This is a genomic window from Bacteroidales bacterium, from assembly GCA_031276035.1.
Classification (GTDB): Bacteria; Bacteroidota; Bacteroidia; order Bacteroidales; family BM520; genus RGIG7150.
This window is the reverse complement of the sequence record JAISNV010000028.1, coordinates 101523-127713: the sequence shown is the minus strand read 5'-3', so window position 1 is coordinate 127713 and position 26191 is coordinate 101523. Positions and strand designations below refer to the sequence as shown.

The window sequence follows — 26191 nt, the reverse complement described above, 5'->3', positions numbered from 1 at the left end:
AACCATGAACTTTCGTGTAGGTTTCGGTAATGATATTCATAAATTAGCCGAAGGAAGAGAACTCGTCATCGGCGGGATAAAAATACCATATCACAAAGGATGTGTAGCACACTCAGACGGAGATGTACTTATTCACGCCCTTTGTGATGCTCTTTTAGGGGCAGTCGCATTGAAAGATATTGGAAACCACTTCCCTGATAATAATCCCGCTTTCAAAAATATTAGTAGTGCCGTCCTATTAAAAAAGGTTTATGATATCATCAAAAATCAAAACTACATTATCAATAATATCGACAGTACAATTATTCTTGAAAAGCCAAAGCTTTCCACCTTTATCGATTCAATAAGAAATAATCTTGCTGAAATCCTTGAAATTGATGTTTCTAAAATATCAGTAAAAGCAAAAACCAACGAAGAACTTGATGAGATCGGAAAAAATAATGCTGTAGCAGCTTATTGTATAGTCTCGATTTGTAATGCGGAGTAATGATGAATAATCTGTTCATTACAAATATTGTTACCAATTCGGTATATACACATACCGAAGACCAAGTTAATTGCCTTAAGGATATTTACAAATATTTATTCGAAAACTTTTCCAAAAGCATTCATATTATCAATGGTTACGCAGGTACGGGTAAAACTACCATAATCTCCGAAATAGTTGAAGAATTGCGCAGTCAAAAGTTTAAAGTTACTCTGCTTGCACCAACGGGCAGGGCAGCTAAAGTTCTGTCGGGATATTGTAAATATCCGGCATTTACTATACACAAACATATTTACCTCTCATATAAAAATGAACTTGGTGACTATAAAATAATTCTTACCAAAAATAAATCGCCAAACACAATCTTTTTCATTGATGAGGCTTCAATGATTTCCGATAATTCAAATACCTCTGATTTTTCGTACAGCAGAAACCTGCTTGATGATATTATTTCTTTTGTCTTCTCCCAGCCGAATTGTAAACTTATAGTTATAGGCGATACGGCACAACTTCCGCCGGTACATTTTTCGGAAAGTCCGGCGCTTATTCCGAAAACTTATCAAGATAATTATTCTTTATCTGCAAGTATTTCAAACTTAAATCAGGTTGTCCGACAGACTCAAGACTCTCCAGTGCTCGCTAATGCTACTTATATACGCGAGAAACTTTTCTCGGAAGATTTTTCGGAGCCTTTTTTCAATGATTATAATGATAAATATTTTACTGAATTAAAATCGTATGATTTGGAAGATGCTCTGAATAATTGCTTCGGAAATTCATATTCGGACATTGAATCAATAATTATCTGCAGGTCTAATAAGCGTGCCAACCTTTATAATAAAGCTATCCGCGCCCGAATTTTGTTTTATGAAAATGTGCTTGCTGCCGGTGAAAAGCTTATGGTGATTAAGAATAATTATTTCTGGCTTGATGAGAGTAAAGAAGCACAATTTATTGCAAATGGTGAAATGATTGAGATAATGAGAATCAACAAAATTGAGAATATCTACGGATATGATTTTGCCCATGTTTCAGTGAATTTATATGATAATGCTGATTCTCCGATTCTTGATGTAATACTCCTGTTAAATACTTTAGATACCGATTTACCTTCTCTTGCATTAGAAGATAGAATGAATTTATATAATAGTATTATGGAGGATTATATGCATTTGACAAGCAAAAACGAAAGACATAAAGCTATTAAATTAAACCCGTATTATAATGCTTTACAGGTAAAATACGGTTATGCAATGACTTGCCATAAAGCACAGGGCGGACAATGGGATAATATTTTTATTGATTTGGGCTATTATAATGAAGAAATGTTAAATAAAGAATATTTCAGATGGCTCTATACTGCGGTTACACGCTCAAAATCAAAAGTGTATATTATTAGGTAAGTTTAAAGTTTTCAAGAGTTATTTTTCAACTGCCATATTATCTTGAAAGAATTGAAATTATCTTTTCATTAATGAGTACTATCAAATATCAAAAATAATGAATAGACTTTTTCTTTTATATTAGAATGGATATCCGATTCCGAAATTCAGAATAAAATCAGTCCATTTATATTCTTTTTTCAATCTGGAACCTTCGGGAAGAGACGGATCAACAATAGGTACACCTACATCAAATCTTATAACAAAATAATTGAAATCTAAGCGTAAACCTGCACCTACATCAACAGCGATTTCCTTATAAAACCTGTTTAATTTAAAATCGCCGCCAGGAAAATCGGAATCTTCATTAAGAAGCCAGATATTACCTGCATCGGTAAATACGGCTCCTCTAAGAAATTTATAAATAGGAAATCTGTATTCGAAATTAAATTTAATTGAGATATCTCCGAGGCGCTCTTTTAAATCACTTTTATATGAACCGGGCCCCAAAGTTTTCAAAGCCCAACCTCTCATATCATTAGCGCCGCCGCCGAAAAATCCTTTTTCCATCGGTAAAGCTATCGAGTTTCCATAAGGAACACCTATACCGGCAGCGAGCCTTACAATAAATGCATTATTATCTCTCAAATAATGATAAAACCTGAAATCAAAATCAAACAAAACATATTGTGCATACCTGATATTAAAAATTTCATAATATTGTGAACCTTCATTATAACTTCTTTTAAACAGCTTATCAATTCCATATAGTAAATTTCCTGAAGATTCGAAAGTAGTTCTCAAATAGAAAAAACTCCCGAATTTATTTCTGTCCTGATTATTAAAAATGAAAGAAAAATTAGCTCCCAGAAGAATATGATCGGTATATTTACTTTTGTAGAAAGTATTATGAAAATTATCAAGAATTTCTTCAAATTCCGGCGTCTTGTGAATCTTAATCAAATTAAAATCTATAGGTGTAAAAATATATTGAAAATAAGATTTTCGCCTCCAGTTATATCCGAAAGAAGCATTGCCCAAATAGCGGGTATACAGAGTTCTTTTCTGATAATGGTAGCCAATATCTAAAGTGGTTTTCGGTTGCAGGTATCTCGGAAAGCGCGTTAATCTGAAAGGAGCCAGAAAAGTTGGAAATAAAATATTGGCTGCAATACCATATTGCCATGTATTAATCAATGGTTCGCCGTCATTGCGTTGAGTTACTTGCATTTCAAACGCACCCGAAGCTTTAAGGTAAAACCTTTCGCCTCCTCTGAAAATATTCCGGTTAGTATATACAAGATTCAAACCTACCCCCAATTTCCCCGATGTGTTTGTTACTTCGGTTTCTATTGAAGGCATGTGAATGGGTCTTCGCGTTAATTCTACATTACAATTAATTAAGCTATCTTGATAATCGGTAGCCGGACTGAATGTTATATTTGAATAACGTAAAATGTTTAAAGTAGAGAGCCCTCTGTTTGATTGTGTAACCTTTAGAGCGGAAAATTCATCTCCCGGCCGTATCTCCAAAGCTCTAATAATTGCCCTGTGCTTTAATTTTGTTTTACCAACTTGAAAAACATTGTACATTCCATTAATATCCGGTGTTCTTGACGGATAAGCATAATGACGTATATCGTATCTTTCGGGCTGATTATAATTTATTGAATAATCATAATTAGGATAAATATTTATATCGTTGATATAAAATTTGTGATGCTCTAATTCTTCTCTTTTATTATTGATTGTAACAGTAGGATTTAAAATGTCGATGGCAAGGTTTACTTTAAAAGAATTGAAATTGGTATCCGCAGTAAATTCAATAAGTTCTTTTGAGAATAAATAAAACCCGTTATCTCTTAATATAGAAGTAATTCTTTCCCGTTCTTTATCCAAAGTATAAGTATTGAATCTATCGCCGATTTTTATTAAGGAAACCGTAGTATCTGGATATGCAAGATCCATAATTTCCTGATTATCTATCTCTATTTTGTAATCCTTATATCGATAAGGAATCTTAGTATCAACAAAATAATTTACTTTTACATTACCTTTTCGGGTTGTGTCTGTAGTATATGAGATTTGAGGATAATAATAACCCAGATTTTTTAACTGTTGATCTAACTGAATTTTAGTATTTTCAAAATACGCTTGATGAGCAATTACGGGCGGTTCTCCGAAAGTTTTATTAACCCAGCGTTTAAACTTTGTGTCTTTTTCGCCAAGCATAGATACTTCATAAAACCAAAGTTTTAATCGTACCATACCCAAAAACTTTTTATTAGGTTGAGGTGAAACATAACCCGAAAGATCCGAAATTTCTACTTCAGTGGAATCATTATTTGTAATATAAACCTTATTCTTTACCAATAAAGGTCCTTGCCTGCTTAATTTCCGTGCTCCCGAACATGATGAGAACAGCACAGAAATAACAACTAAAAGCAACAACCAATATTTAGTATTATTTTTAGGCATATAATAAACACTTATGCGAAATAAATGACAAAGATAGTAAATAGTTGAAAGCTGAAAGTTGAAAGTCGAAAGTTTTTTGAAATTAGGATGTTTAAAAATTGATTATTATGTTTGAAAATGTTGTATTACATAAATATTTTTATGATCAAAAATAAAAAAGTGATAATCAAAATAATTTGAAATTTACATTACAATTTATAAGATTATTCTTTATCTTTTATTATAATTTTTTAGCTTTGGGTTAAATAAATAATCTTAAGATATCACAAACAATGAAGTAAAAGCTGCTTATGATATTAATTTTGATGATTTGATGTTGATGTAAACAATTTTGCATAAATCATTTATAATATAAATACTTCTTGTAGAAATATTACTTACAAGAAGTTTGATTTATAGTTAGCATTAGAAATTAAACATAAACGGACTATATTTAATTTATACTGTACGCATAATAATACTTTATTCGTTTATAAAAAGTTTAACCCTGAAAAAAGTAAGTTAAAAAAAAATTAACAAAATATTAGTTTAATTAAACGCCTTGATTATCTTTGGCGAAATTTTAACTATCTTTTTATATAGCTGATATTTGACTTTGATAAAAAAAATAATAAATAATTACAAATAAAAACTGAATAAATTATGAAAATATTGAATCTAATACTGTTATTATTCGCTATAGTCATAATAAAACCGCTCATTGCACAGGAACAAAAAGATGATTATGTCTCTTTTCCTATGGAAAATGCCGAATGGATAAATTTCCGGAATGTTCCCGAACAGGATATAAAAGAAAACACTAGATATTATACTGCAAATGAAACAATAAATATTTTAGGTAACACCTTTTATAAAATTCTTTTTGATGGATATTGTGCATATAATGAATTTTATATACGTGAAACAGAAGACCGTAAAGTTCTTGCTGTCTTTCCACAAATAACAGAACTTATGGGTTATGAAGTAGAAGTCTTATTGTATGATTTCGGCGTGGAAGTTGGAGATACTATATTTTTTGATTTTCAAGGTGATATATATGGCGGGGGATGTGGATATTTTAATCGATCAAATGATTGCTATTATGTAATCAAAGAAATTAAGGATTATTATCTATATAATGGGGAAAAACGAAAAGCTTATTATTTGAGTTATCGATCTTCAAATAATATTTCAGGTGTATGGGTAGAAGGACTTGGAAGCTCAAATTTATTATTAGGTGTATATGGAGATGATATTCAATTTTCAGATTATTGTTATTTGACATGTTTCTATCATAATAATGAATTGTTATATAAGCGAGAGGGTTGTGAAAATTGCACATGCATATATTATTATATTAATGCCTTTGTAAATGGTTACGGTGGAAGTATTGAACCTAATGGTTATGTTAAGGTACCTAAAAACTATGATCAAAGTTTTATTATTACTCCCGATGAAGGTTTTTATATTAATGAAGTACTAATAGACGGAATGAGTAACCAACAAGCTGTAGAAGCAGGACAATATACATTTATAAATGTTTTTTATGATCAAACAATAGAAGTTCTTTTTGATTATTTATCAATTGAAGATTATTCTTATGGGATATCAATCTATCCCAATCCAGCGACAAGCATACTTAAAATAGAATCTTTAGATTATCAAATAAAGAGTATTAATATTTCCAATATATCAGGCTAAGAAGTAAAAGTCATTTATAATATAAATTCTAATATATTTGATATTGATATAAACAATTTTGCAAAAGAAATTTATAATATAAAGATAAATACTGTTTGTGGTGATGTTGTTTACGAAAAATTTGTGAAAAATGATTTATAACCATTGTGTCGTGTAAATAGAAAGCATATAAATCATCTAAATAAAATAAAAATGTATTAATGACTTAAAAAAAATGAACAGATGAAAAAACTAATTTTTACTTTATTTGCAGTACTGTTTTATTTTGGCAGTTTTGCGCAAGAATATATATCTTTTGATTGGAAAACAGATATTCTATTTTGGCCATATTGGAAATTATTTTCTATTAATGCTGCTAATGGCATGCAATTTACAGTTGACTGGGGAGATGGAAGTCCTGCTGAAAGCTATACAGGTTCAGGTGATATAACTCCTATATATCATGAGTATGATGACTATGGGGAATACTCTGTTAATATTACTGCAACGACAGGAGATTGCCATTTTGCAGGGTTTATTTGTAACAATGAACTAATGACTTATTTTGATATTAGCTCGTGCGCTGAATTAGTTTATTTAGATTGCTCGTCGAATAACTTAGGTTATTTAGATCTGAATAACAATACAAAGTTAAAACATTTGAAGTGCGATGATACAAATATTAATAGTTTAAACCTTAATAATAATACAGAATTGGAACATTTGGAATGTCAAAATACTAACATAAATAGTTTAAATCTTAGTAATTGTACAGAGTTGAAACATTTAGAATGTCATAATAATAATATTAACCCATTGAATCTTAGTAACAATACTGTATTAGAATATTTAAATTGTAATAATAATTTGTTGACTGCTTTGAACCTTAATAGCAATACGGTCTTAATACATTTAGAATGTTCTAATATGGTATTACATAGTTTGGATTTGAGTAGTAATGCCGAATTAAAATATTTGGATTGTTCAGGTATTATGATATCAAACGGTTTGGATTTGAATAACAATTCTAAATTAGAATATTTGGATTGTTCAGGTATTATGCTTTATAATTTAGATTTGAGTAGCAATACATTATTAGAATATTTGGATTGTTCAGTTACTGCGCTTAATAATTTAGATTTGAGTAATAATACTGCATTAAAATATTTATATTGTTGGAATCTTAGTTATTTAAATAATTTAGATTTGAACAATAATATAGCATTGGAATATTTAAATTGTGCCTTGTGTCCAATAACTTTTTTAGATCTTAGCCATAATACAGTATTACAGGAATTAAGGTGTAATAATAATCATTTAAATAGTTTAGACCTTAATAACAATGTTTTATTAGAATATTTAGATTGCAGTAATAATCACTTTCAACTCTCCGACTTATTTACATTTTCCAAGATTAATTGTTATAAATTATTTGGCACACAAACCTTAACATCACAAACAGTATACGTTGAGGATATACTTTTTTCTGAAGAATCAGAATTTGACGGAATATTTACAGATTATATAGTTATTAAAAACGACTTACTACCTGCGCCTGAGGAAGATTATACAATTACAGATGGAAAAATTATATTTCATAAAATAGGTAATTATACAGTAACAATGACTAATGAAGGCATAATTTCAGATGATGATTATGCTACTGAGGTAGTAATCGGATTAGCCGTGGGTACAAATTCTCTATCAGAGACTTTTAAATCAAATATTCAGGCTTATCCTAATCCTACTTCCGGAGAGTTACGAGTTAGGAATTACGATTTACAACCTATAGCTTACGATTTACAACTTTTTAATATAATGGGTAGAATACAAGATGTGCAATGGATAATAGTACATGATGAATGGCAGACTGATATATCACATCTTAAATCTGGAGTATATTTTTTAAGAATTAATAATGAGGTAATTAGGATATTAAAAAAATAGTAGAAATGAGAAAGATAATAATTTTTATAGTACTTTTAATAGGTTTTATCTCTTTTTCAAATGCACAGATAAGCGATAGTTATTTATTAAACCCAAACGATTTAACAATTCAACAAATCGGAGAGTATCAACAAATAAATACTATTGAAGATTCATATACAGATGAAGTAGGTAATCCGCAATTGCCGGTAAAAATTGTATCATACGTTTTGCCTTATGAATCAACTGTTACAAGTTTAGATATAAATGTTACACAACAACAATTAGATGGTAATTATTATATTTATCCAGCACAACCATTGCAACCACTGGATGGTAGCGATCCTCCCCCTTTCTCAGAACCTAATATTATTGTCTATAATTCTAGTGATCCATACCCGAACAAAACGGTAGAGGTAATATCAGACGGATATGCACATGGATATCATGTGGTCACTTTGGCGATATATCCTGTAGAGTATAATCCTGTAAATCAAGAAATTTATTTACAGAACATAAGTTTTACAATTAATTACTCTAGCTCATTTGATAATAATTTAAGTATCCCTTTTGAAAAGCAATCTTATAAAAGGGCTGAATTAGGAAAGCAATTTGTACAAAGCATAGTTAAAAACGTTAGTGATGTTGAAAACAGTAAAAATAACAATGTTCAAATAATTTATAACTCATACAATCAAGATGCCGGTAATTCTACCGATAGCAATTCAACTTCTGCAATAGACGTTCTTATTCCGGATTATATAATAATAACAAACAATGAGTTAAAACCAACGTTCCAAACATTGGCTGATTGGAAAACAAAAAAAGGAGTTCCAGCAATTATAAAAACTATTGAAGAAATTGCACCTGAATACCAAGGCTCTGATTTGCAGGAGAAAATTCGTAATTATTTAAAAGAAGCATATACAAAATATGGTGCAAGTCTTTTTGTCCTTCTTGGGGGTGACGTTAATATTGTTCCGGATCGATTATTTGACACAACCTCCTATGCCACAGATCTTTATTATGCAACTGTTGGAGGTACATGGAATGCAAATAAAAATAACAAATTCGGTGAAGAAAATGATGATACAGATTATAATTATGCCTTTTTTCTGGGCAGAGCCTCAGTAGAAAATGTAGCTGAATCTCAAACTTTTGTCAACAAGGTTGTTAACTACGAAAAGTGCTCTAATCTGGAGGAGAATACTTATGTAAATAATTTTTTATGTATAGCAGGTTTTTTATCTACAAATAAATGTGGTGTGTTTTACGAAGGGTTTTATGATGAACATATAGAAACAGCAAATAATCACATGCCATCAAATATTAATAAATGGTTTTTATTTGATAATTATGATTGTCAGTTTAATATTATCGATCCATACAGCACACCTTATGCTTACCATAATTTTACGGACCCTCATTGTGATTTGACTGCTTATTTGGATGAAAGTTTTGAAACAAATATAAACCCTGCAACTGATTTGCCTGATGGTTGGCAAAAGAGTGACAATAATTGGGAAAGAGTACCCCCGCCTTCTTCTATAGGAGTTCATCATGGAGATATGGTAATGAAATTCAAAGCATCAAGCATTGGAAATGGTAACTATTCATATTTAATATCACCTGTAATAAATATTCCCAATAATCAAACAATAAAAATTTCTGTATATCATGATAATATTGACAGTACAGGCGACAAACTGGTTATTGAATATGAATTAAATGGTGAATGGGTTGTGCCGGTTTGGGGTATAATACAGAGATACAGAGCCAATACTAAATATTTAGGTTGGAGAGAACATATCTATTATAATTTACCTCAAGGTATAACTAAAATTAGAATAAAAGGAGTTTCTGCAGGTGGTTCTGATATATATATAGATTATGTATCTATTTCTTCGTTTGTCATTAGGCCAGGTGGAATTTGTATTCCGGGTAATCAAAGCTTGAATAAAACTAATGCTAAATCTTGTCTAAATAATGGCGGTGAGTCAGGTTTGGGTAACTTTCATATAGTTCATCACATACAACACTCTGCTATTAAGAGTATGGGAATATCAAGAATAGAAAACAAAAGTTTTATAAATGCTGATTTTGATTCAGCTAATTTAATAAATACTAATTTTCAACAGATCATGTTTTCAAATGGTTGCGAGCCCGCATCATTTAATTATGACTGTATTGCAGAACATTATATTAATAATCCAAATGGGGGTGGAGTTGCCTTTATCGGAAACTCAGATGCCGGTTATTATGGAGAACACGTTCAATTCAAACGTTTTTGCCAGGCCTTATATAATAGCAATACTACGAATTGTATTGCTACTACCTTTCAACAAGCTCCAGACCCAAGTGATAATGATGAGAGACGCCGTCTCACTCTCCTTGGTGATCCCGAAATGCCTATATGGACAGCAACCCCGCAAACTTCTCCTGTACAAAATATTTCTATAAATAATCCTGATACAAATGGTAACGTAACTATTAGTGTTGTTTTAAAAAACACCTTTTCCGCAGGTAAAACAGCGACTGTTTGTATTCAAAAAGGAAATGAATGTTATTTGGTTGAAACTATCACATCAACAGGCTCAACCTCTCCGCATACTTTTATTATTACACCACATACCACAGGAATAGTCAATGTTACTGTTACTGCACAAAATTACATACCTTACGAACATACCGGTAATGTAACCGTTAATAGAAATATTTATATTACCAACCTTGATTTCGATGATGACGATGCCGATAATAGTATAGGGAACAGTGATGGACAATTAGATGCGGGAGAAACAATTGAACTGACAATACAATTAAAAAATTCTGCAACAACAAGTGCAACAAATGTTTCAACGATTTTAACCTGTAACTCTCAATACATTACAATCTTAACAAATACTTCAAATTTTGGAACAATAAGTGCCGGAAGTACAAAAAGTTCACCTGCCAAATATGTTTTTTCAATTGCCCCGGATGCCCCGGAAATATTTCTTAACGAATTAGATCAAATAAAATTCATGCTTCAAATAACCGCAACTATTAGCGGAACAACTTATACTTACCATGATAATTTTAATATTGAAATATTTAACCCTGACTTAGAATTAAGAAATAAAATCATATTAACAGGTAAAATCGCCCCCGGAGCAACTGTAAGTATTAATATTGAATTGTTTAATAAAGGTAAAGCTACTGCAACAGGTGTTACTGCAATACTTACGTCAAATAGTCAATATATTACAAACTGTTCCGCATCACCAAGAAACTATCCAGAAATTAAAAAACATGAAACAGAAAAAAATACTACTGTTTATAAATTTTCTATTTCTCCTTCATATATTTCAGGACAAGCATTAAATTTTAACTTGCAAGTTATCAATGAATATGGTAAATTATGGAATTATAATTTCGATCTGACAAAAGAACCTGCAAACATTTCAAGTATTGATTTTACTGGCGATAGTACATCTATAAAATTAACATGGGCACCCTTAACACCATTATCTTATATAAAAGGTTATAATGTTTATCGTTGTTATGTAAATCCTATTGATGACAGCGAGGTTGGCGATTATGAGAAAATAAACACATTTGTATTTCCGGCTGCGTTTTATGAAGACTCAGGCTTGGATGTGCTTACAAAATATTATTATAGGGTATCAGCAGTTGATACCAGCGGCAATGACGGACCTTTGTCGGATCCTCTATTGGCATGGACTTCTTATTCAATAATGGATGGTTTTCCTGTCTCTATGTATAGTGGAGGTAGAATTCAAAGTTCAATAAATGCAATTGACGTAAATACGGATAATGAAAAAGAAATTTTTGCAAGTATAGAAATTGCCGGTATAAATAATGGATTTCTGATAGGCTTAAAACCAGATGGTAGCGAATTGTTTGACATTGATGGTAATCCTACAACATATAGTGGTTTAGCTGAAATTGGTAATAAAATTCAATGTACACCGGCAATCGGAGAATTACAGCCGTTTGGCGGTTATAAAATAGTGTCAATGACGAGAAAATTTCATTCGCCTAACAATATTTTTTGTCATTCTGCCATACCCATTCAGGATAATCCGACGAATATAGAAGAATGGAAACACAACTCGCCGTTAAACAATCCTTGCTACAGGTCTCCTATAATTGCAGACTTAGATGCAGACGGGTTAATGGAAAATATATTTTATTCGGAATATGGTGGAATAGCTGTATATAATTCAGACGGTACAATAAAATATAATATTCCGGAAGTTGGAGACACATGGGAGGTTGGAGGCACATACGGTGCTCTTGCAGTTGCAGATATAAATAATGACGGCAATAAAGAAATAATCGGTTGTTATAAAAACGCCCAAACATCAGGTATATATATTTGGAAATATGACGGGACTGATTATGGAGATCAACCGTTTTATAATTTATCAGGTTATAGTTTTGAAAACTCAGTAATAGTATGTGACTTAGATAATGATGGCTATAATGATGTTTTAACGGTTGTTTTTAATACCACAAGCAATTCAGATAGGGTTGTTGCAATTAATCGTAATGGTATTCCCCTAAACGGATGGAATGATACACAGACAATTTCACATCCTCAAGGTTTATTATCCAAGGAAATTGCTGTGGGTGATTTGGATGGAGATAATTATTTAGAAGTTGTTGTTTTTGGGTCCAATCAAGTCAAAATTTGGGATCATAATGGCAATTTAATCAATACTATAGCAATAGAAAATCTTTATCCTGAAAAAATAACCCCAATCCTTGCAGATGTTGATAATGATCTAGAATTAGAAATTATTGTTGCAAGTGGTAAATTAATTGAGGCTTATAAAATGAGTGGAAGAAAGGTATTAGGATTTCCTTTAAATGTAGATGAAGATATTCCTGGTTCACCTTGTGTAGCAGATATTGATAATAATGGAAAAAATGAAATAATTACTGGCTCAGGTAACAAAGTATATGTTTGGGAAACTAAAGGTAATTCTATTTTTATAGGTTGGGGAAGCGAAAGAGCAAATCCACAAAATACCGGAGAATATTTTAAAGCGACTTGTGCAGGTATAACTATTAGTGATACAACTATATGGACAACTGCTCATAAATTTTGCGGAGATGTTATTGTTGAGTCAGGTGCAACTCTAGCTATTCATAATTCTGTATTATTTATGGCACCTGATTGTAAAATCATCGTTAAACCAGGCGCTAAATTAATTATTGACGGCGGCAAATTGTCAAACGCTTGCAGAAATGAGTTCTGGCGCGGAGTTGAAGTTTATGGAAATAAAAGTATGGTTCAACATCCCGATTGCCAAGGGCAGGTTATCATGAGAAATGGCGCTTGTATAGAAAATGCAGTTGTTGCAATAAAAGCTGGTGATATTATGACATCAAATTTTGATGGTGGTGGTATTGTTAATATTAATAACTCAATATTCAGGAATAATCTTTATTCGTTAATAATGGAAGATTACCGTTATATTCATAATGGTGAAGTTTGTTCAAATACAAGTTATATTATTGATACCCATTTTTATATTGACGATTATATGTTTAAGAATCCATATACTTTTGTTTCACACATAAGGTTATGCGAAGTTGAAGGGGTTAGATTCGCAGGATGTAATTTTGAATATTTAAAGAGCGGAGCACATGCAGGAAGAGCCATATACTCTTTATCGGCAGGTTTTAAAGTTTTAGAAGTTTGTAGACTTTCCCCTAATCAGGGTTGTGAATGCGATGGCATATTAACAAGATCAACCTTTCAAGGCTTTAATTGTGCTATTGAATATGGAGAACATAGTTCCACAGCAGCAAATATTGTCATTGATAATTGTGAATTTAGAAATAACCTTAGAGGTATAAAGGCTTCTGCAATAAATAACATGCAAATAACAAGATCAACTTTCAACTTTACAACTCCTCTAAGCGGTAATTCATGGTCTGGCATACATTTATCAAATTGCAGCGGATATTTGATTGAAGAAAATCAATTCGATATATTCACGGATGGAAAATCTAATTATATTACTACAGGTATGTATATAAACAATTCAGGTACAGATGAAAACATAATCTATAGAAATTATTTTCAAAATTTAACCTATGGTATTTATGTAAGTGGGATTAATGGCACGACAGTAGATAACAATATAGCCAAAATAAAAGGATTACAATTTAACTGTAATTCTTTTGAAAACAATAAATACGATATATATATTGATAATACTGGTATAGTCAGATCTTCTCAAGGAGATAAAACAAAAGGTGCTGATAATATTTTCTCAAATACAACTGATTGTAACATTTATTGTGGAAATCTATTAACGTCTATACAGTATTATCATTTTGATAATAATATGTTAGAACCCGTATCTATTAGCTCGAATATTACAGTGTTTTTATCAAAAAATGAAAATAAATGCGAGTCGACTTTGTGCGATTCAATATATATAATAATAGATGATCCCATAAAACAGTATAAAAGTATTAATATTGATTATAATAACACGCAAAATACCTTTTTTGAAAAAGGTTACGACAAAGTTTTAAAAGAATATTTTTCTACTGGTTATTTTGAAGATGAAATATTATTGGAAGAGGCTTTGTTTATTTACAATAAAATATCAGGATTCAGCATTGAAATGTCTAATTTGAGTAATAATAATATTTCTTTTGTTAAAAACGACAGTATTGTTGAACTTCTTGATTTAAACCCATGGTATAGTATTGTTCAAGAACCTTTACAGAAATATCTCTTAGCAGAAACCCATATATTGGAAAAAGAATATGGAAAAGCAAAGGATATAATAAAGGATATCCCCAAAACATTCGATTTGTCTGAAATTGAATTAGATGAAAATCAAAATTATTTTTCTTATTATAATTTTAGAGAGAGTATTAGAAAACAAGGAAAGTCTTTAGCGCAATTAGATGAAAAGGAAATAATAACTTTGGAGAAAATTGCTTTGGAAGTAGACGGCCTTGCATCTGCCATGGCGAAAAATATTTTATGCTTCTTTTATGATATTTGTATAGAAACTGAAATGCCAATGGAAAAAAGTATTCCTATAATTGAAAATCAACAATTGAAAGTCAACAATGTGGACAATAATGTAAATAAAATACATGTTTACCCTAATCCTGGAAAAGATTATATTACTGTTGTTTCTGAAATTGAGTCTTACAATTTCGAATTGTTTAATATTAACGGTTCTAAACAAATTTCTATTAGACTTCAAAAAGGTTCTAACACTATAAATACATCGGCCATAAAACAAGGAATTTATATTTATAAAGTTATTGTGGAAGATGAAATTATTTCAGGAAAATGGGTGAAGAATTAATTGATAATAGATGATTGATGATTAGAATGTTTCTGCATTGAATACATTCTAACTTTTATTCAGTTATTATCTCTATACCTAATACTTTTCTCCAATCATTATTAACTTTAAATTGTTAATTATTAATTGTTAATTATTAATTAGAATTTTCAATTGTTTCGTATTTTTGCAAATCAATTAATAGGCAGATATAAATTATGAAATCAACATGGCAATGTGCTATAAATGAGAATAAATATTTTGTTGATTTTCATGATGCTTTGTTTATTTTTTGAGTCATGTGTCCGATATGTTCGGATCAGATGACGTTAATTAACAGTAAACGATTAAAGTTATTTACATATGAAATATTTTGTGACAATTATATTCATTTTATTGTCTTTATCTTTATCATCACAAGATTTTTCTTCGATATGTCTTGATAATAAAGAACAAGAAATCATTAATTTGATAAATCAATATAGAGTTGAGAATAATTTACCTGAATTGAAGCTATCTGCTTCATTATGTTATGTGGCTGATGTTCATGCAAAGGATTTATGCATTAATAGGCCTCAGGATAATTGCGGTTCTTTAAATTCATGGTCGAATAAGGGCAGATGGAGTAGAATTTGTTATAATAAAAGCAAAACTGCTTTTAAAGACATGAAAAACAAACCTTCGGAGTTGACTCAGTATAAAGGACAATCCATAGAACTTGTGTATTATGGGTCGGATAATTATACCGCCCAAGATGTTTTAAATGAATGGAAAAAAAATCCTCCGTTCAATAATCTTATACTAAATAAACAACCTTATGCATCAACAAAATGGCTTGCAATTGGAGTGGGATATTTTGAAGGTTATCTCTGTGTTTGGTTCGGACCATCGGAAGATAAATTTACCGAAGTTGAGAAATGTGCGGAAATGCCGGTTGTGCAAGAAACTACAAGTCAAGAGATTAAAACTGTTGCGACAACACCTGGAGGTGTTTTTGTACGGGACAGAGCGGATGTTAATGATGCAAATAAAAGTCAAAACGATAACTCACAAAATAAACATGAAGTTGAAGTAACTTACAGCAGTACTACAATCGGTCTTGATGAAATAAATAAGATAAAAGAAGAAAATACTTCTGATGATGATTTCGAAAATTTCGATAAAATTCCTGATGAAAAAACTATAATCGAGGAAAAATTTGTTGAAGAAACCGTAGTAGTTCCTCAAACTCCGGCTATACAGGAAAACACAATTGTTTCATCGGAAATGTGGTATGTAATTGTTTCGGTTGCTTCGGATAAACACTCGGCAGATGAAGCTGTTGCCAATATGAAAAAGATTGGGTATTCAAACTCAAGTGCGGTTTTCGATAAAGATGCAAAATACCAATTCCGTATTGCTGCCGGCTCATTCGTCAATAAAGATGATGCAGAAATATTAAAAAATGAATTAGTTAAGAAAGGATATAAAGACGCATGGCTACTGAAGAAGTAAATAATCTGCTTGTTACAAACGACCCCAATTATAACGATGACAGTGTAAAAACCTTAGCTTGGAATCAACATATCAGGCATCGCTCAGGTATGTATATCGGTAAACTTGGCGATGGAGCTACACAAGATGACGGGATTTATATTTTATTGAAAGAGGTACTGGATAACTCCGTCGATGAATTTATGATGGGCTGCGGTAAAGCAATTAATTTGGATATTGATGAAAGCGGAACCGTTACAGTTAGAGATTTCGGACGCGGTATTCCTTTGGGCAGTCTTAAAGATTGTGTTTCCAAAATCAATACAGGCGCAAAATATGATTCCGGTGCATTTAAAAGATCGGTCGGTTTAAATGGTGTCGGACTTAAGGCTGTTAATGCACTTTCTTCGTTTTTCAGAGCGGAAAGTGTTAGAAACGGCGAAAAGAAAATTGTTGAATTTTCTAAAGGCGAACTCGTTTTTGAATCGGGTTTGGAATACAGCGAAGAAAAAAACGGCACGAAAATTATTTTCACACCAGATAATGACTTGTTTACCAATTATCATTTTATTGAAGAATATATTGATAAACTTCTTTGGAATTATTGTTATTTGAATATCGGACTTACAATCAATTACAACGGTGAGAAATATCTTTCTAAAAACGGATTACTTGATTTGCTTGCGCAAAACATAACCGAGAGTGAAATGGAATATCCTATCGTACATTTTTATGATGATGATATTGATGTTGCTTTTACTCACAGGAACAGCTCGTATAGTGAAGAGTATTTTTCTTTTGCAAACAGTCAGTATACACCTCACGGCGGTACACATGTTGCTGCTCTTAAAGAAGCTTTTGTGAAAACTGTTAAGGATTTTTACAAGAAGGATTTCGATCCTCAGGATGTTCGTCATTCTCTTATTGTTGCTCTAAGTATCAAAATTACTGAACCTAATTTTGAGGGACAAACTAAAACTAAATTAGGCTCATTGTTAATGGAACCCGACGGAAGGTCAATAAGAACTTTTATTAATGATTTTATTAAGAGAAATCTTGATAATTATCTTCATAAAGATAAGGATGTTGCCGAAAGTATGCTCAAGAGAATTGTAGCTTCGGAAAAAGAAAGAAAAGAAATAAACGAAATAAAAAAGATTTCGCGTGAAACTTCGAAGAAAGCAAGTCTTAATAATAAAAAACTTCGCGATTGTAGAGTTCATTTCAATACTAATAATGAAAGAAAATTGGAATCTACGATTTTCATTACCGAAGGATTATCTGCCAGCGGTTCAATAACAAAATCGCGTGATGTCTTAACTCAGGCCGTATTTAGTTTACGCGGAAAACCGCAAAACTGTTACGGGAAACCAAAACATATTGCTTATCAAAACGAAGAATTCAATCTTCTGCAGTCTGCTCTAAACATCGAAAACGGTTTGGAAGGTTTAAGATACAACAATGTTGTTATCGCTACAGACGCTGATGTCGACGGAATGCATATCAGGCTTTTACTTCTGACTTTCTTTTTGCAATTTTATCCTGAATTAGTGAAGAGCGGACATGTTTACATTTTGCAAACACCTCTTTTTAGGGTTAGAAACAAAAAAGAAACGCGATATTGTTATACCGAAGAGGAGAGAATAAAAGCGATAAAAGAAGTTAAAGACCCCGAAATTACTAGATTTAAAGGTCTTGGTGAAATTAGTCCTGATGAATTCGGAAATTTGATTGGTAAAAACATGAGGCTTGATCCCGTTTTACTTAGTACAGCATCTCAGATTCCTGAATTGTTATCTTTTTATATGGGAGAGAATGATAAAGACCGGCAGATTTTTATCATGGAGAATTTGAGGGAAGAAGCTATTTAGCCGTTACCTGTATTTTTGTATTTTTTATTGATGCGAAGGCCGTAGTAAATCGTTTACTGTTTTTACCGGATTGAAAGTTTCTATCGGAACTTCGACAAAAATTGTTATCCAATTGCTCATGGCACCATTCCATAAACCAGGTAATTCCAGAGCTTTCAATGGCTTGCCGTCTTTAGTTTTGTTGGAGATAAATCCGGCATCATGATCAATATAAATTTCAAGATTGTACTTTTCGGCTTTGTGATTTTTTGTACAACAAATAATATCTACAGGATTGAAATATTTTGAACTTTCAAATATTTTAACCTGATCAGGATTGTTTATGTCGATTTGTGATTTTTCTACAATTTGCATTGATAATTTGTCATTATCGTAGGTTACAAACGGGCCGCCGCCAGGTTCACCTTCGTTTTTAACCACTCCGCAGACACGTATCGGCCTGTTTAATAGATTATATAATACGTTTAATTTTTCATTATATTCTAATGTGTCGTAATTGTCGGGTGGAAATAATTTTAATACCGTAACTGCAATAGACTCCGGTAATGTGAGGTTTATTTCTTTTTTATTTTCGATTGCATTTTCCAGAATATGAAGTGCTTCATTTCTTAAAGCACAGAATTGAGCAAAATCGTCCATCATTTTTAATCTGGTTCTGATAATAAGACTTTTCCTGCTGTCGGGTACAACATTATCAATGTTTTTTATCAGAATGAAATCGGCATCTAATTCATTGAGATTATGAATTAATGCGCCGTGCCCGCCCGGGCGGAATAACAAACTGTTATCCGAATTTCTAAATAAAGTATTGTCGGGATTTACAGCAATTGTATCGGTGGAAGGAGATTGTATGGAGGTTTCTACATGAATTTTCTTATCGAGCTGATTTTCGTAATAATCCTTAATCTTAAAAAAGTTTTCATTAAATTCATTAAGATGTTCGGGCGATAAAGTAAAGTGTAAGTAAATATCTTTACCTTTTGTATATTTAGCAGCCTCCGTAATATGCTCCTCATAAGCACATTTCAACCTGTCTTTTTCCTTGTGAAATGGGATTAAGGCTTTCGGTTTCGAACCAAAATTCAACCCTTTATTACCAAGAATATATTCTAAAATAATTTTATATTTATTTTTTTTAAGTAGCTCGTTAATATTTAACCCGTCTTTTTTCAAACATTCGTCCAATTCGTCAAAGAAAGCGAATTTCTTGATGTTATTAAAAAAGGTAAAAGCAGATTGATGGTCATTATCTATTTTCAAAATAAAATTTTCCTCTCCGACATCATTAATAGCCGCAAGAGTTTTATATAAGTTATCAAACATTCGTGTTGCGGCTCCGCTTGCAGGAATGAAACTCAAAACTTTAAACTCAGGTTCCATGGCAACGGCGTCTTTGCTGAGTATATCCGAAATATCTTGCATAAATACCGCACTTCTGTAAAGTTTGATATGTTTAGCGCCTTTTCTAAAAATTTCAAGTTGTTTTTCTATTGTTTCCGGACTGATGCCTTTGACTTTAATTTGTTCGATATCTTCTTTAGAAAACATAATGATAAATTTTTTCTGCAAAATTAAAGAGAAAATGATAAATAACAATATAAAATGAAATTTTTAAGGAATTAGGGTTTGTTGTGACAGTTTGTTGATTGTTAGTCGATTATTATATATTGAAAAGATTTTAGAATAAATAATATTAGACATTTATGAAAAGAAGATATTAATGTATCTTAAAAGAATAATTAGCTATTGAAAAAATATTTGAAATGAAATTTTAAGGATATAGTAAAACTTATATACAACAAATTAATAACTGAATTTATCATAATAATCATAACTTATTTTGTGTAGATTGTTGGTGAAGATTATATATTGCAAAAATGTAGTACGAGCATAAGAAAATATAATTTTACATTAAATTTTTTAATATATTTAGACTCAAAAGTAAAAAAATATTTGAAGTTTTTTACAATTTGATAAAAATATTTTTTTTATATTTGCAAATTATTAACATTAAACTGGAATACAATGAGAAGAACAATTATCGTATTAATGACAGTTTGCCTTTTGTTTGCTATAAATGTTCATGCAAAAGATAAAACTAATTACTATTTAAGTGGAACTGATATTGCCCTTTGCAATGGAGTGGGCGAAGATTTTTATATAAAAATAGACCTGATTGGTAAAATATTGATTGATGGTAAAAATATTATCAATATTACAGAAACGAAGATTGTTGATTTCGGAAATGATACAATTAAGTATTTAATTGTTTATGGAGATGCTAATACTTATATAGAAGATTCCTTAATTGTTTGTAATTATGCGATAGCTTATCCCTTAACTTCTGTTAAGAGTGATGCCGATTTTTCAAAAGAACAAGAAAAACCACCAGTAACGCATACATGTAAATCAGCATCCGGTTTATTAATTGGTTGTTCTTGTTGTGAATTTAGAACTAACAATAATGGAGAAATTAACGGATGTAAATGTTGTGAATTTGGTTGGTGTGAACATTCAGTAACAACAACAGTAAGTTCACCATCAGATAAAAGCGAGAATGTTGTTACTTCATTAACAAAATACTTCTTATTATGAAAACATTAAAATTTTTACTAATATTATTATTACCGGTGATATTTTACTTTCTCTATGCAATTTTAAAAATGCAAAGTGTAAACATGTTGTTATTACCTGTTTTTATTTTATTTGTTGCAAGTATAATTCTTGTAATAATTTATATAGTGTATCATTTATATAAATTCTATAAGAAGGTAGATAAGATCAGCAGATCACAAGATTGTAAATAAATAAGAATAAATAAATATTCAAATACAAAAATTAGAACTTATCTATAAATTCTACTGATTTTTTTATATCAGGATGAAGATACCTGTCGTTTTCTACGAAAGTAACATGTTTTCTGTATTCGGAAACGAATTCTCTGATCTTAGTTGATGCCTTGGCATCTTTTCTGAAGTCTAAAGCTTGTGCTGCTGTCATTAATTCAATTGCTAAAACCGTTTCAACATTATTAGTCACCGTAAACAGCTTAGTTGCACTGTTTGCTCCCATACTAACATGATCTTCCTGCCCTTGAGATGATTCGATGGAATCTACCGAAGCGGGGGTGCAGAGTTGTTTGTTCTGGCTAACTATTGAAGCGGCTGCATATTGCGGAATCATAAATCCTGAGTTTAATCCAGATTTTGCAATAAGAAAACTCGGTAAATTGCGTTTTCCGGAAATCAATTGGTAAGTTCTTCTTTCCGAAATATTTGCAAGTTCGGCAAGTGCAATTGCAAGAAAATCCATTGATATTGCCAGAGGCTGTCCGTGAAAATTTCCTCCGGATAAAATCTTATCTTCCTCCGGAAAAATAGTCGGGTTGTCAGTTACTGCGTTAATCTCTTCCTCAAAAATTCTTGTAGCATATTCGATTGCATCTTTGGAAGCTCCGTGAACTTGTGGAATGCATCTGAAAGAGTAAGGATCCTGAACATGTTTCTTCTCACGATGAATTATTTTGCTGTCTGATAAAATCTCGCTGATATTTTTGGCGGTTTCAATTTGACCTTTATGATTTCTGATGGTGTGCAAGAGCGGATCAAAAGGATCTATTTTGGCGTCGAAAGCTTCGAGGGAAACGGAAGCGATAAGATCCGACAAATTGCTCAGGTTATTTCCTTTTATCAAACTGTAAACTCCGAAAGCTTGCATAAATTGCGTGCCGTTTAATAACGCTAATCCTTCTTTTGAGGCTAAACCTATAGCTTGCAAATTAAACTTAGAAAGTATATCCGAAGAATTATATTTCTCACCCTTATAATATACTTCTCCCATTCCAAGCAAAGGCAGTGATAGATGTGCCAAAGGAGCCAGATCGCCGGAAGCACCTAACGAACCTTGTTTGTAAACTACAGGAGTAATATCATTATTAAAAAAATAAATTAATCTTTCAACTGTATCAAGTTTTACTCCCGAATGTCCGAAAGAAAGGGATTTAACTTTTAGAAGTAACATTATCTTTACAATTTCCTGCGGTACTTCTTCGCCGCAGCCGCATGCATGCGACATAACCAGGTTGATTTGCAACTGAGAAAGATCTTTTTCATCAATGCTTGTATTACAAAGAGAACCGAAACCGGTATTAATTCCGTAAATCGGATTTTGAGATGCGGCAAGTTTCTTATCAAGATATTCCCTGCATTTTACTATCTTATTTTTTGATTCTTCGGAAAGTGAAATCGTGTGATTTTCACGGATAATTGTTTCGATTTCTTGTATGCTAATTTTTTGCGATGAGATAATGTAATTCATAAATATAATTCAGTTTAAACAAAAAATGTAGAGACATATATTTTGCGCCTCTACATTTTTTATTTGTTGTTTGTGGGCCCACCTGGGCTCGAACCAGGGACCACCTGATTATGAGTCAGGTGCTCTAACCAACTGAGCTATAGGCCCAACTTCTTTATTGAAGTTTGCGATTGCAAAGATAGAAATATTTTGTTAAATTACAAGATTTGTACGGAAAAATATTTTTTTATATTTTCGCGTTTGCTTTTAAGTTAACTGTTATGAGGTTTTTAAATTTATACATAAAAGGTTTGTTTTCCATTTTTCTTTTTGCCTTGAACTTTGGAAACATTATTTATGCGCAAGAATTTATTCCGCCTATGAAAGGTGCGATGTATCTCTCAGGCTCTTTTGCAGAATTGCGTGATAGTCATTTTCATTCGGGAATTGATATAAAAACCGGCGGCGCAATCGGAAAAAATGTTTATGCTGTAGCAGATGGATATGTATCAAGAATTGCAGTTAGTTCCGGAGGTTTTGGAAAAGCATTATATATTGTTCATACAAATGGTTATACTTCTGTTTATGCACATCTAGATCGTTTTAGAGAGGATATTGATAAATATGCAAAAAAATATCAATATGATAATGAGAGTTTTCCTGCGAATATTTATTTGAATGCCGAAACTTTTCCTGTTAAACAGGGCGACTTAATTGCGATTTCCGGAAATTCCGGTTCTTCGGGTGGCCCGCATCTGCATTTCGAAATAAGAAAAACAAGTAACGAAAAACCTCTGAATCCGTTGTTGTTTGATTTTCCGGTTAAGGATTGGACCCGGCCGAAGATTAATCATCTTAGAATTTTTCCTTGCGATAATTCTTCATTTATTAATGGTAAAAACCAAGCTTATAATTGCAAAATTGCCGGTTGGGGAGAAGAATATCGAATAGAAAATAATGATACCCTGAAAATTAAGGGTCGGATTTACTTAGGAATTGGTACTTATGATGCAATGAATGATGTGGATAATAAAAACGGAATTTATACTATTGACTGTGTTATTGACAATGATACTATTTATTCCTTTGTTGCAGATGGATTCTTATTTGCTGATACTCGCTATATAAACAGCATCATTGATTACCCTACATATATTAATAATAAATACAGAGTTTATAAAACATATTCCGAACCTAATAATAAGCTGAATATGTTGAAGTTTACTAAAAATAACGGGATTGTTGAACTTAACGATAGCCAACCTCATACTGTAAAATACATTGTTAAAGATACATATTTAAATACTTCAGTATTAACCTTTACAATTATTGCAGATGATAATTGTTATGATGTAAAATCAGGAAAAGAATTTGATTATCATTTTAAATATAATCAGGATAATAAATTGATATTGGATGATTTTAAACTTGATATTAAAGCAAATAAATTGTTTGATGATATAAAGTTTAATTTTTCAAAAATAGAAAGTTCCGAGAAAAATATCTATTCGGCTGTTTATGCAGTCGGAGACAGAACAATAACTTCCTTTTCACCTTTTGATATTTCATTGAAAATAAATCCGGAAATTACGGATGATGTTAAGGCAAGATTGTATGTCGCAACTTTGAATGATAAAGGTAATTGGGTTTATTGTAACAGCAAATTATCCGGAGATTGGTTAACTGCCAGCACTCGTAATATGGGCTCATATGCACTATTTTGTGATATTAATCCGCCGAGTATTAATTGTTCCGCCTTAAATAAAAACAGTGTAACTGACATTTCGAATCTTAAAGAATTTAAAGTTTACATTAAAGATGAAGAAACCGGAATAGCTTCGTTTCGCCCGACATTAAACGGCGAATGGATTTTAATGGATTATGATGCAAAGAATAATGTGTTGATATACAGCTTTGATTATAAACTTAAGAAAGGAAAAAATATTTTCAAGTTAACGGTTAAGGATAATTGCGGAAATGTTTCTGAAATAGAAAGAGAGTTATTGTATTGATTTATAATTTTTCTCAATTAAGGAAATGATTTCTTGTCCTCCTTTTTTATCATTAAAAATTTCATCAAGTTTAGCATTTCGCATTAAAATATCTTCATTTGAAAAATCCTGTTTGAATAAAAATTCGATTTTGTTTATCATATCCATAGAGGTATCGGCAATAATACATAGATTATTTAAATTAGTTCCGGCGCACATTTTTGAGTTAACAAGAACGAAACGTCCTTGATAAAGCACATTTAATAACTTTAATTTTAATCCGGTTGCTTGTTGGGTGTAAAGAATATTGATATGAGCATTTTCAATTAGCTTGCGCATCTCATTTTCATCCGGATTTGCAATAAGTTCAATATTTGCATATTTTGAAACATTCTTTTTTATTGAATCATCCGGATCCAATCCAGCAATAATTACTTTTTCAGAAATTTTAGAAAAAACGTTATTAATCAGATAATTTGCCGCTACGATATTTTCTTCTACTGATAAATTCCCATGATAAAGAAGATATTCACCTTTTCCGGTTTTTGAAACTACTTCTTCATTTCCATGAAAACTTGGTATATAATAAATTTTATTATCAGGAAATTTTTCTTGAAGATATTTTTGATCATTTCTTGATACAACTAACATGATGTCGGCATGCCTTAATTTCTTTTGAAATAATTTCAACCTGAAACTTTCAATAAAATAATAGAATTTATCTACAAATTTTTTAGATGATTTCCCGAGGTGATAATAGTATTCATGTTCGATATTGCTTTCCCTGTATATTCTCAATCTATCTTTAAATCTTTCATCATCAATTAAAAAACAAGAATGCAGACCTTCGAAAATGATGGGAAAATCGTTTTTTAATAAATTTTCTGCGAGTTTGTCGGATTTGCGGCTGGCAATTATATAAGGTGTAAATGACAGGTTGCTTTTGAAGCCCGTATCTCGATTATAATAATTAACAGATTCACAATATTTATTAAGTTCGGGAGCTTTGTCTCTATTATAATAAAAGCAATGTAAATGAATTTTTACACCTAACTCATTTAAAGTCTTTATTTTATAAAAAATATCAATAGTTCCGCCATAGTTAGGTGGGTATGGAACGTTAAAAGAAATTATATTAATAGAAAAATTATTATTCATTACGAGCGAGCGATAATTTATATTCGAATTCTTTAACCTCTGTATATTGTGCAATAATTAATTATTATAAGATCGCAAATTAATAAATCTTTATATATTTAAAGAAGAATAAACTCGGCGGTTAAAGAGATTACAAAAG

General features: G+C 31.2%; 13 protein-coding genes and 1 tRNA gene. 9 read left to right on the top strand and 5 right to left on the bottom strand.

Features of this window, described 5'->3' with window-relative positions:
• Positions 1 to 4 precede the first annotated feature (4 nt).
• Positions 5 to 487 carry a 2-C-methyl-D-erythritol 2,4-cyclodiphosphate synthase gene (gene ispF / locus LBP67_07135; protein ID MDR2084750.1) on the top strand — a complete coding sequence of 161 codons (483 nt, stop codon included), beginning with the start codon at positions 5 to 7 and terminating at the stop codon, positions 485 to 487.
• Positions 487 to 1890 carry an AAA family ATPase gene (locus LBP67_07130; protein ID MDR2084749.1) on the top strand — a complete coding sequence of 468 codons (1404 nt, stop codon included), beginning with the start codon at positions 487 to 489 and terminating at the stop codon, positions 1888 to 1890. Before ispF ends, LBP67_07130 begins: the two co-directional genes overlap by 1 nt.
• Positions 1891 to 2010: 120 nt before the next feature.
• Here LBP67_07130 and LBP67_07125 read toward each other — a convergent pair whose 3' ends face one another.
• Positions 2011 to 4347, bottom strand: a complete 2337-nt coding sequence (locus LBP67_07125; protein ID MDR2084748.1) for a BamA/TamA family outer membrane protein — start codon at positions 4345 to 4347, stop codon at positions 2011 to 2013.
• A gap of 642 nt (positions 4348 to 4989) precedes the next feature.
• On the opposite strand from LBP67_07125, the gene LBP67_07120 reads away from it, so the two are divergent.
• From LBP67_07120 to LBP67_07100, 5 genes are all read left to right on the top strand, one after another.
• Positions 4990 to 6027 carry a hypothetical protein gene (locus LBP67_07120; protein MDR2084747.1) on the top strand — a complete coding sequence of 346 codons (1038 nt, stop codon included), beginning with the start codon at positions 4990 to 4992 and terminating at the stop codon, positions 6025 to 6027.
• 363 nt (positions 6028 to 6390) lie between these two features.
• A complete protein-coding gene (locus LBP67_07115; protein ID MDR2084746.1) occupies positions 6391 to 7953 on the top strand; it encodes a T9SS type A sorting domain-containing protein in 1563 nt (520 codons plus the stop codon).
• A gap of 5 nt (positions 7954 to 7958) precedes the next feature.
• Positions 7959 to 15284 carry a C25 family cysteine peptidase gene (locus LBP67_07110; GenBank protein MDR2084745.1) on the top strand — a complete coding sequence of 2442 codons (7326 nt, stop codon included), beginning with the start codon at positions 7959 to 7961 and terminating at the stop codon, positions 15282 to 15284.
• A gap of 342 nt (positions 15285 to 15626) precedes the next feature.
• Positions 15627 to 16757, top strand: coding sequence for a CAP domain-containing protein (locus LBP67_07105; protein ID MDR2084744.1), 1131 nt, complete (start codon positions 15627 to 15629; stop codon positions 16755 to 16757).
• Complete coding sequence (locus tag LBP67_07100) at positions 16739 to 18607, top strand: type IIA DNA topoisomerase subunit B (GenBank protein ID MDR2084743.1); 1869 nt, start codon at positions 16739 to 16741, stop codon at positions 18605 to 18607. The genes LBP67_07105 and LBP67_07100 overlap by 19 nt, the downstream gene beginning before the upstream one ends.
• 24 nt (positions 18608 to 18631) lie before the next feature.
• On the opposite strand, the gene LBP67_07095 is transcribed toward LBP67_07100, so the two are convergent.
• Positions 18632 to 20155 carry a DUF4301 family protein gene (locus LBP67_07095; protein MDR2084742.1) on the bottom strand — a complete coding sequence of 508 codons (1524 nt, stop codon included), beginning with the start codon at positions 20153 to 20155 and terminating at the stop codon, positions 18632 to 18634.
• A gap of 477 nt (positions 20156 to 20632) precedes the next feature.
• Between LBP67_07095 and LBP67_07090 the strand changes: the two genes are divergently transcribed.
• Entirely contained in the window at positions 20633 to 21202 is a 570-nt protein-coding gene (locus LBP67_07090; protein MDR2084741.1) for a hypothetical protein, read from the top strand.
• Positions 21203 to 21445: 243 nt separating this feature from the next.
• On the opposite strand, the gene hutH is transcribed toward LBP67_07090, so the two are convergent.
• Together hutH and LBP67_07080 are read right to left on the bottom strand one after the other, a co-directional pair.
• On the bottom strand, positions 21446 to 22924 hold the full coding sequence (gene hutH, locus LBP67_07085) for a histidine ammonia-lyase (GenBank protein MDR2084740.1): 1479 nt from the start codon (positions 22922 to 22924) through the stop codon (positions 21446 to 21448).
• A gap of 73 nt (positions 22925 to 22997) precedes the next feature.
• A tRNA-Ile gene (locus tag LBP67_07080) sits at positions 22998 to 23071 on the bottom strand.
• A gap of 113 nt (positions 23072 to 23184) precedes the next feature.
• On the opposite strand from LBP67_07080, the gene LBP67_07075 reads away from it, so the two are divergent.
• On the top strand, positions 23185 to 24915 hold the full coding sequence (locus LBP67_07075; protein MDR2084739.1) for a M23 family metallopeptidase: 1731 nt from the start codon (positions 23185 to 23187) through the stop codon (positions 24913 to 24915).
• Here the strand turns inward: LBP67_07075 and LBP67_07070 are convergent.
• Positions 24904 to 26052, bottom strand: a complete 1149-nt coding sequence (locus tag LBP67_07070) for a glycosyltransferase family 1 protein (protein MDR2084738.1) — start codon at positions 26050 to 26052, stop codon at positions 24904 to 24906. The genes LBP67_07075 and LBP67_07070 overlap by 12 nt on opposite strands.
• Positions 26053 to 26191: the final 139 nt, after the last annotated feature.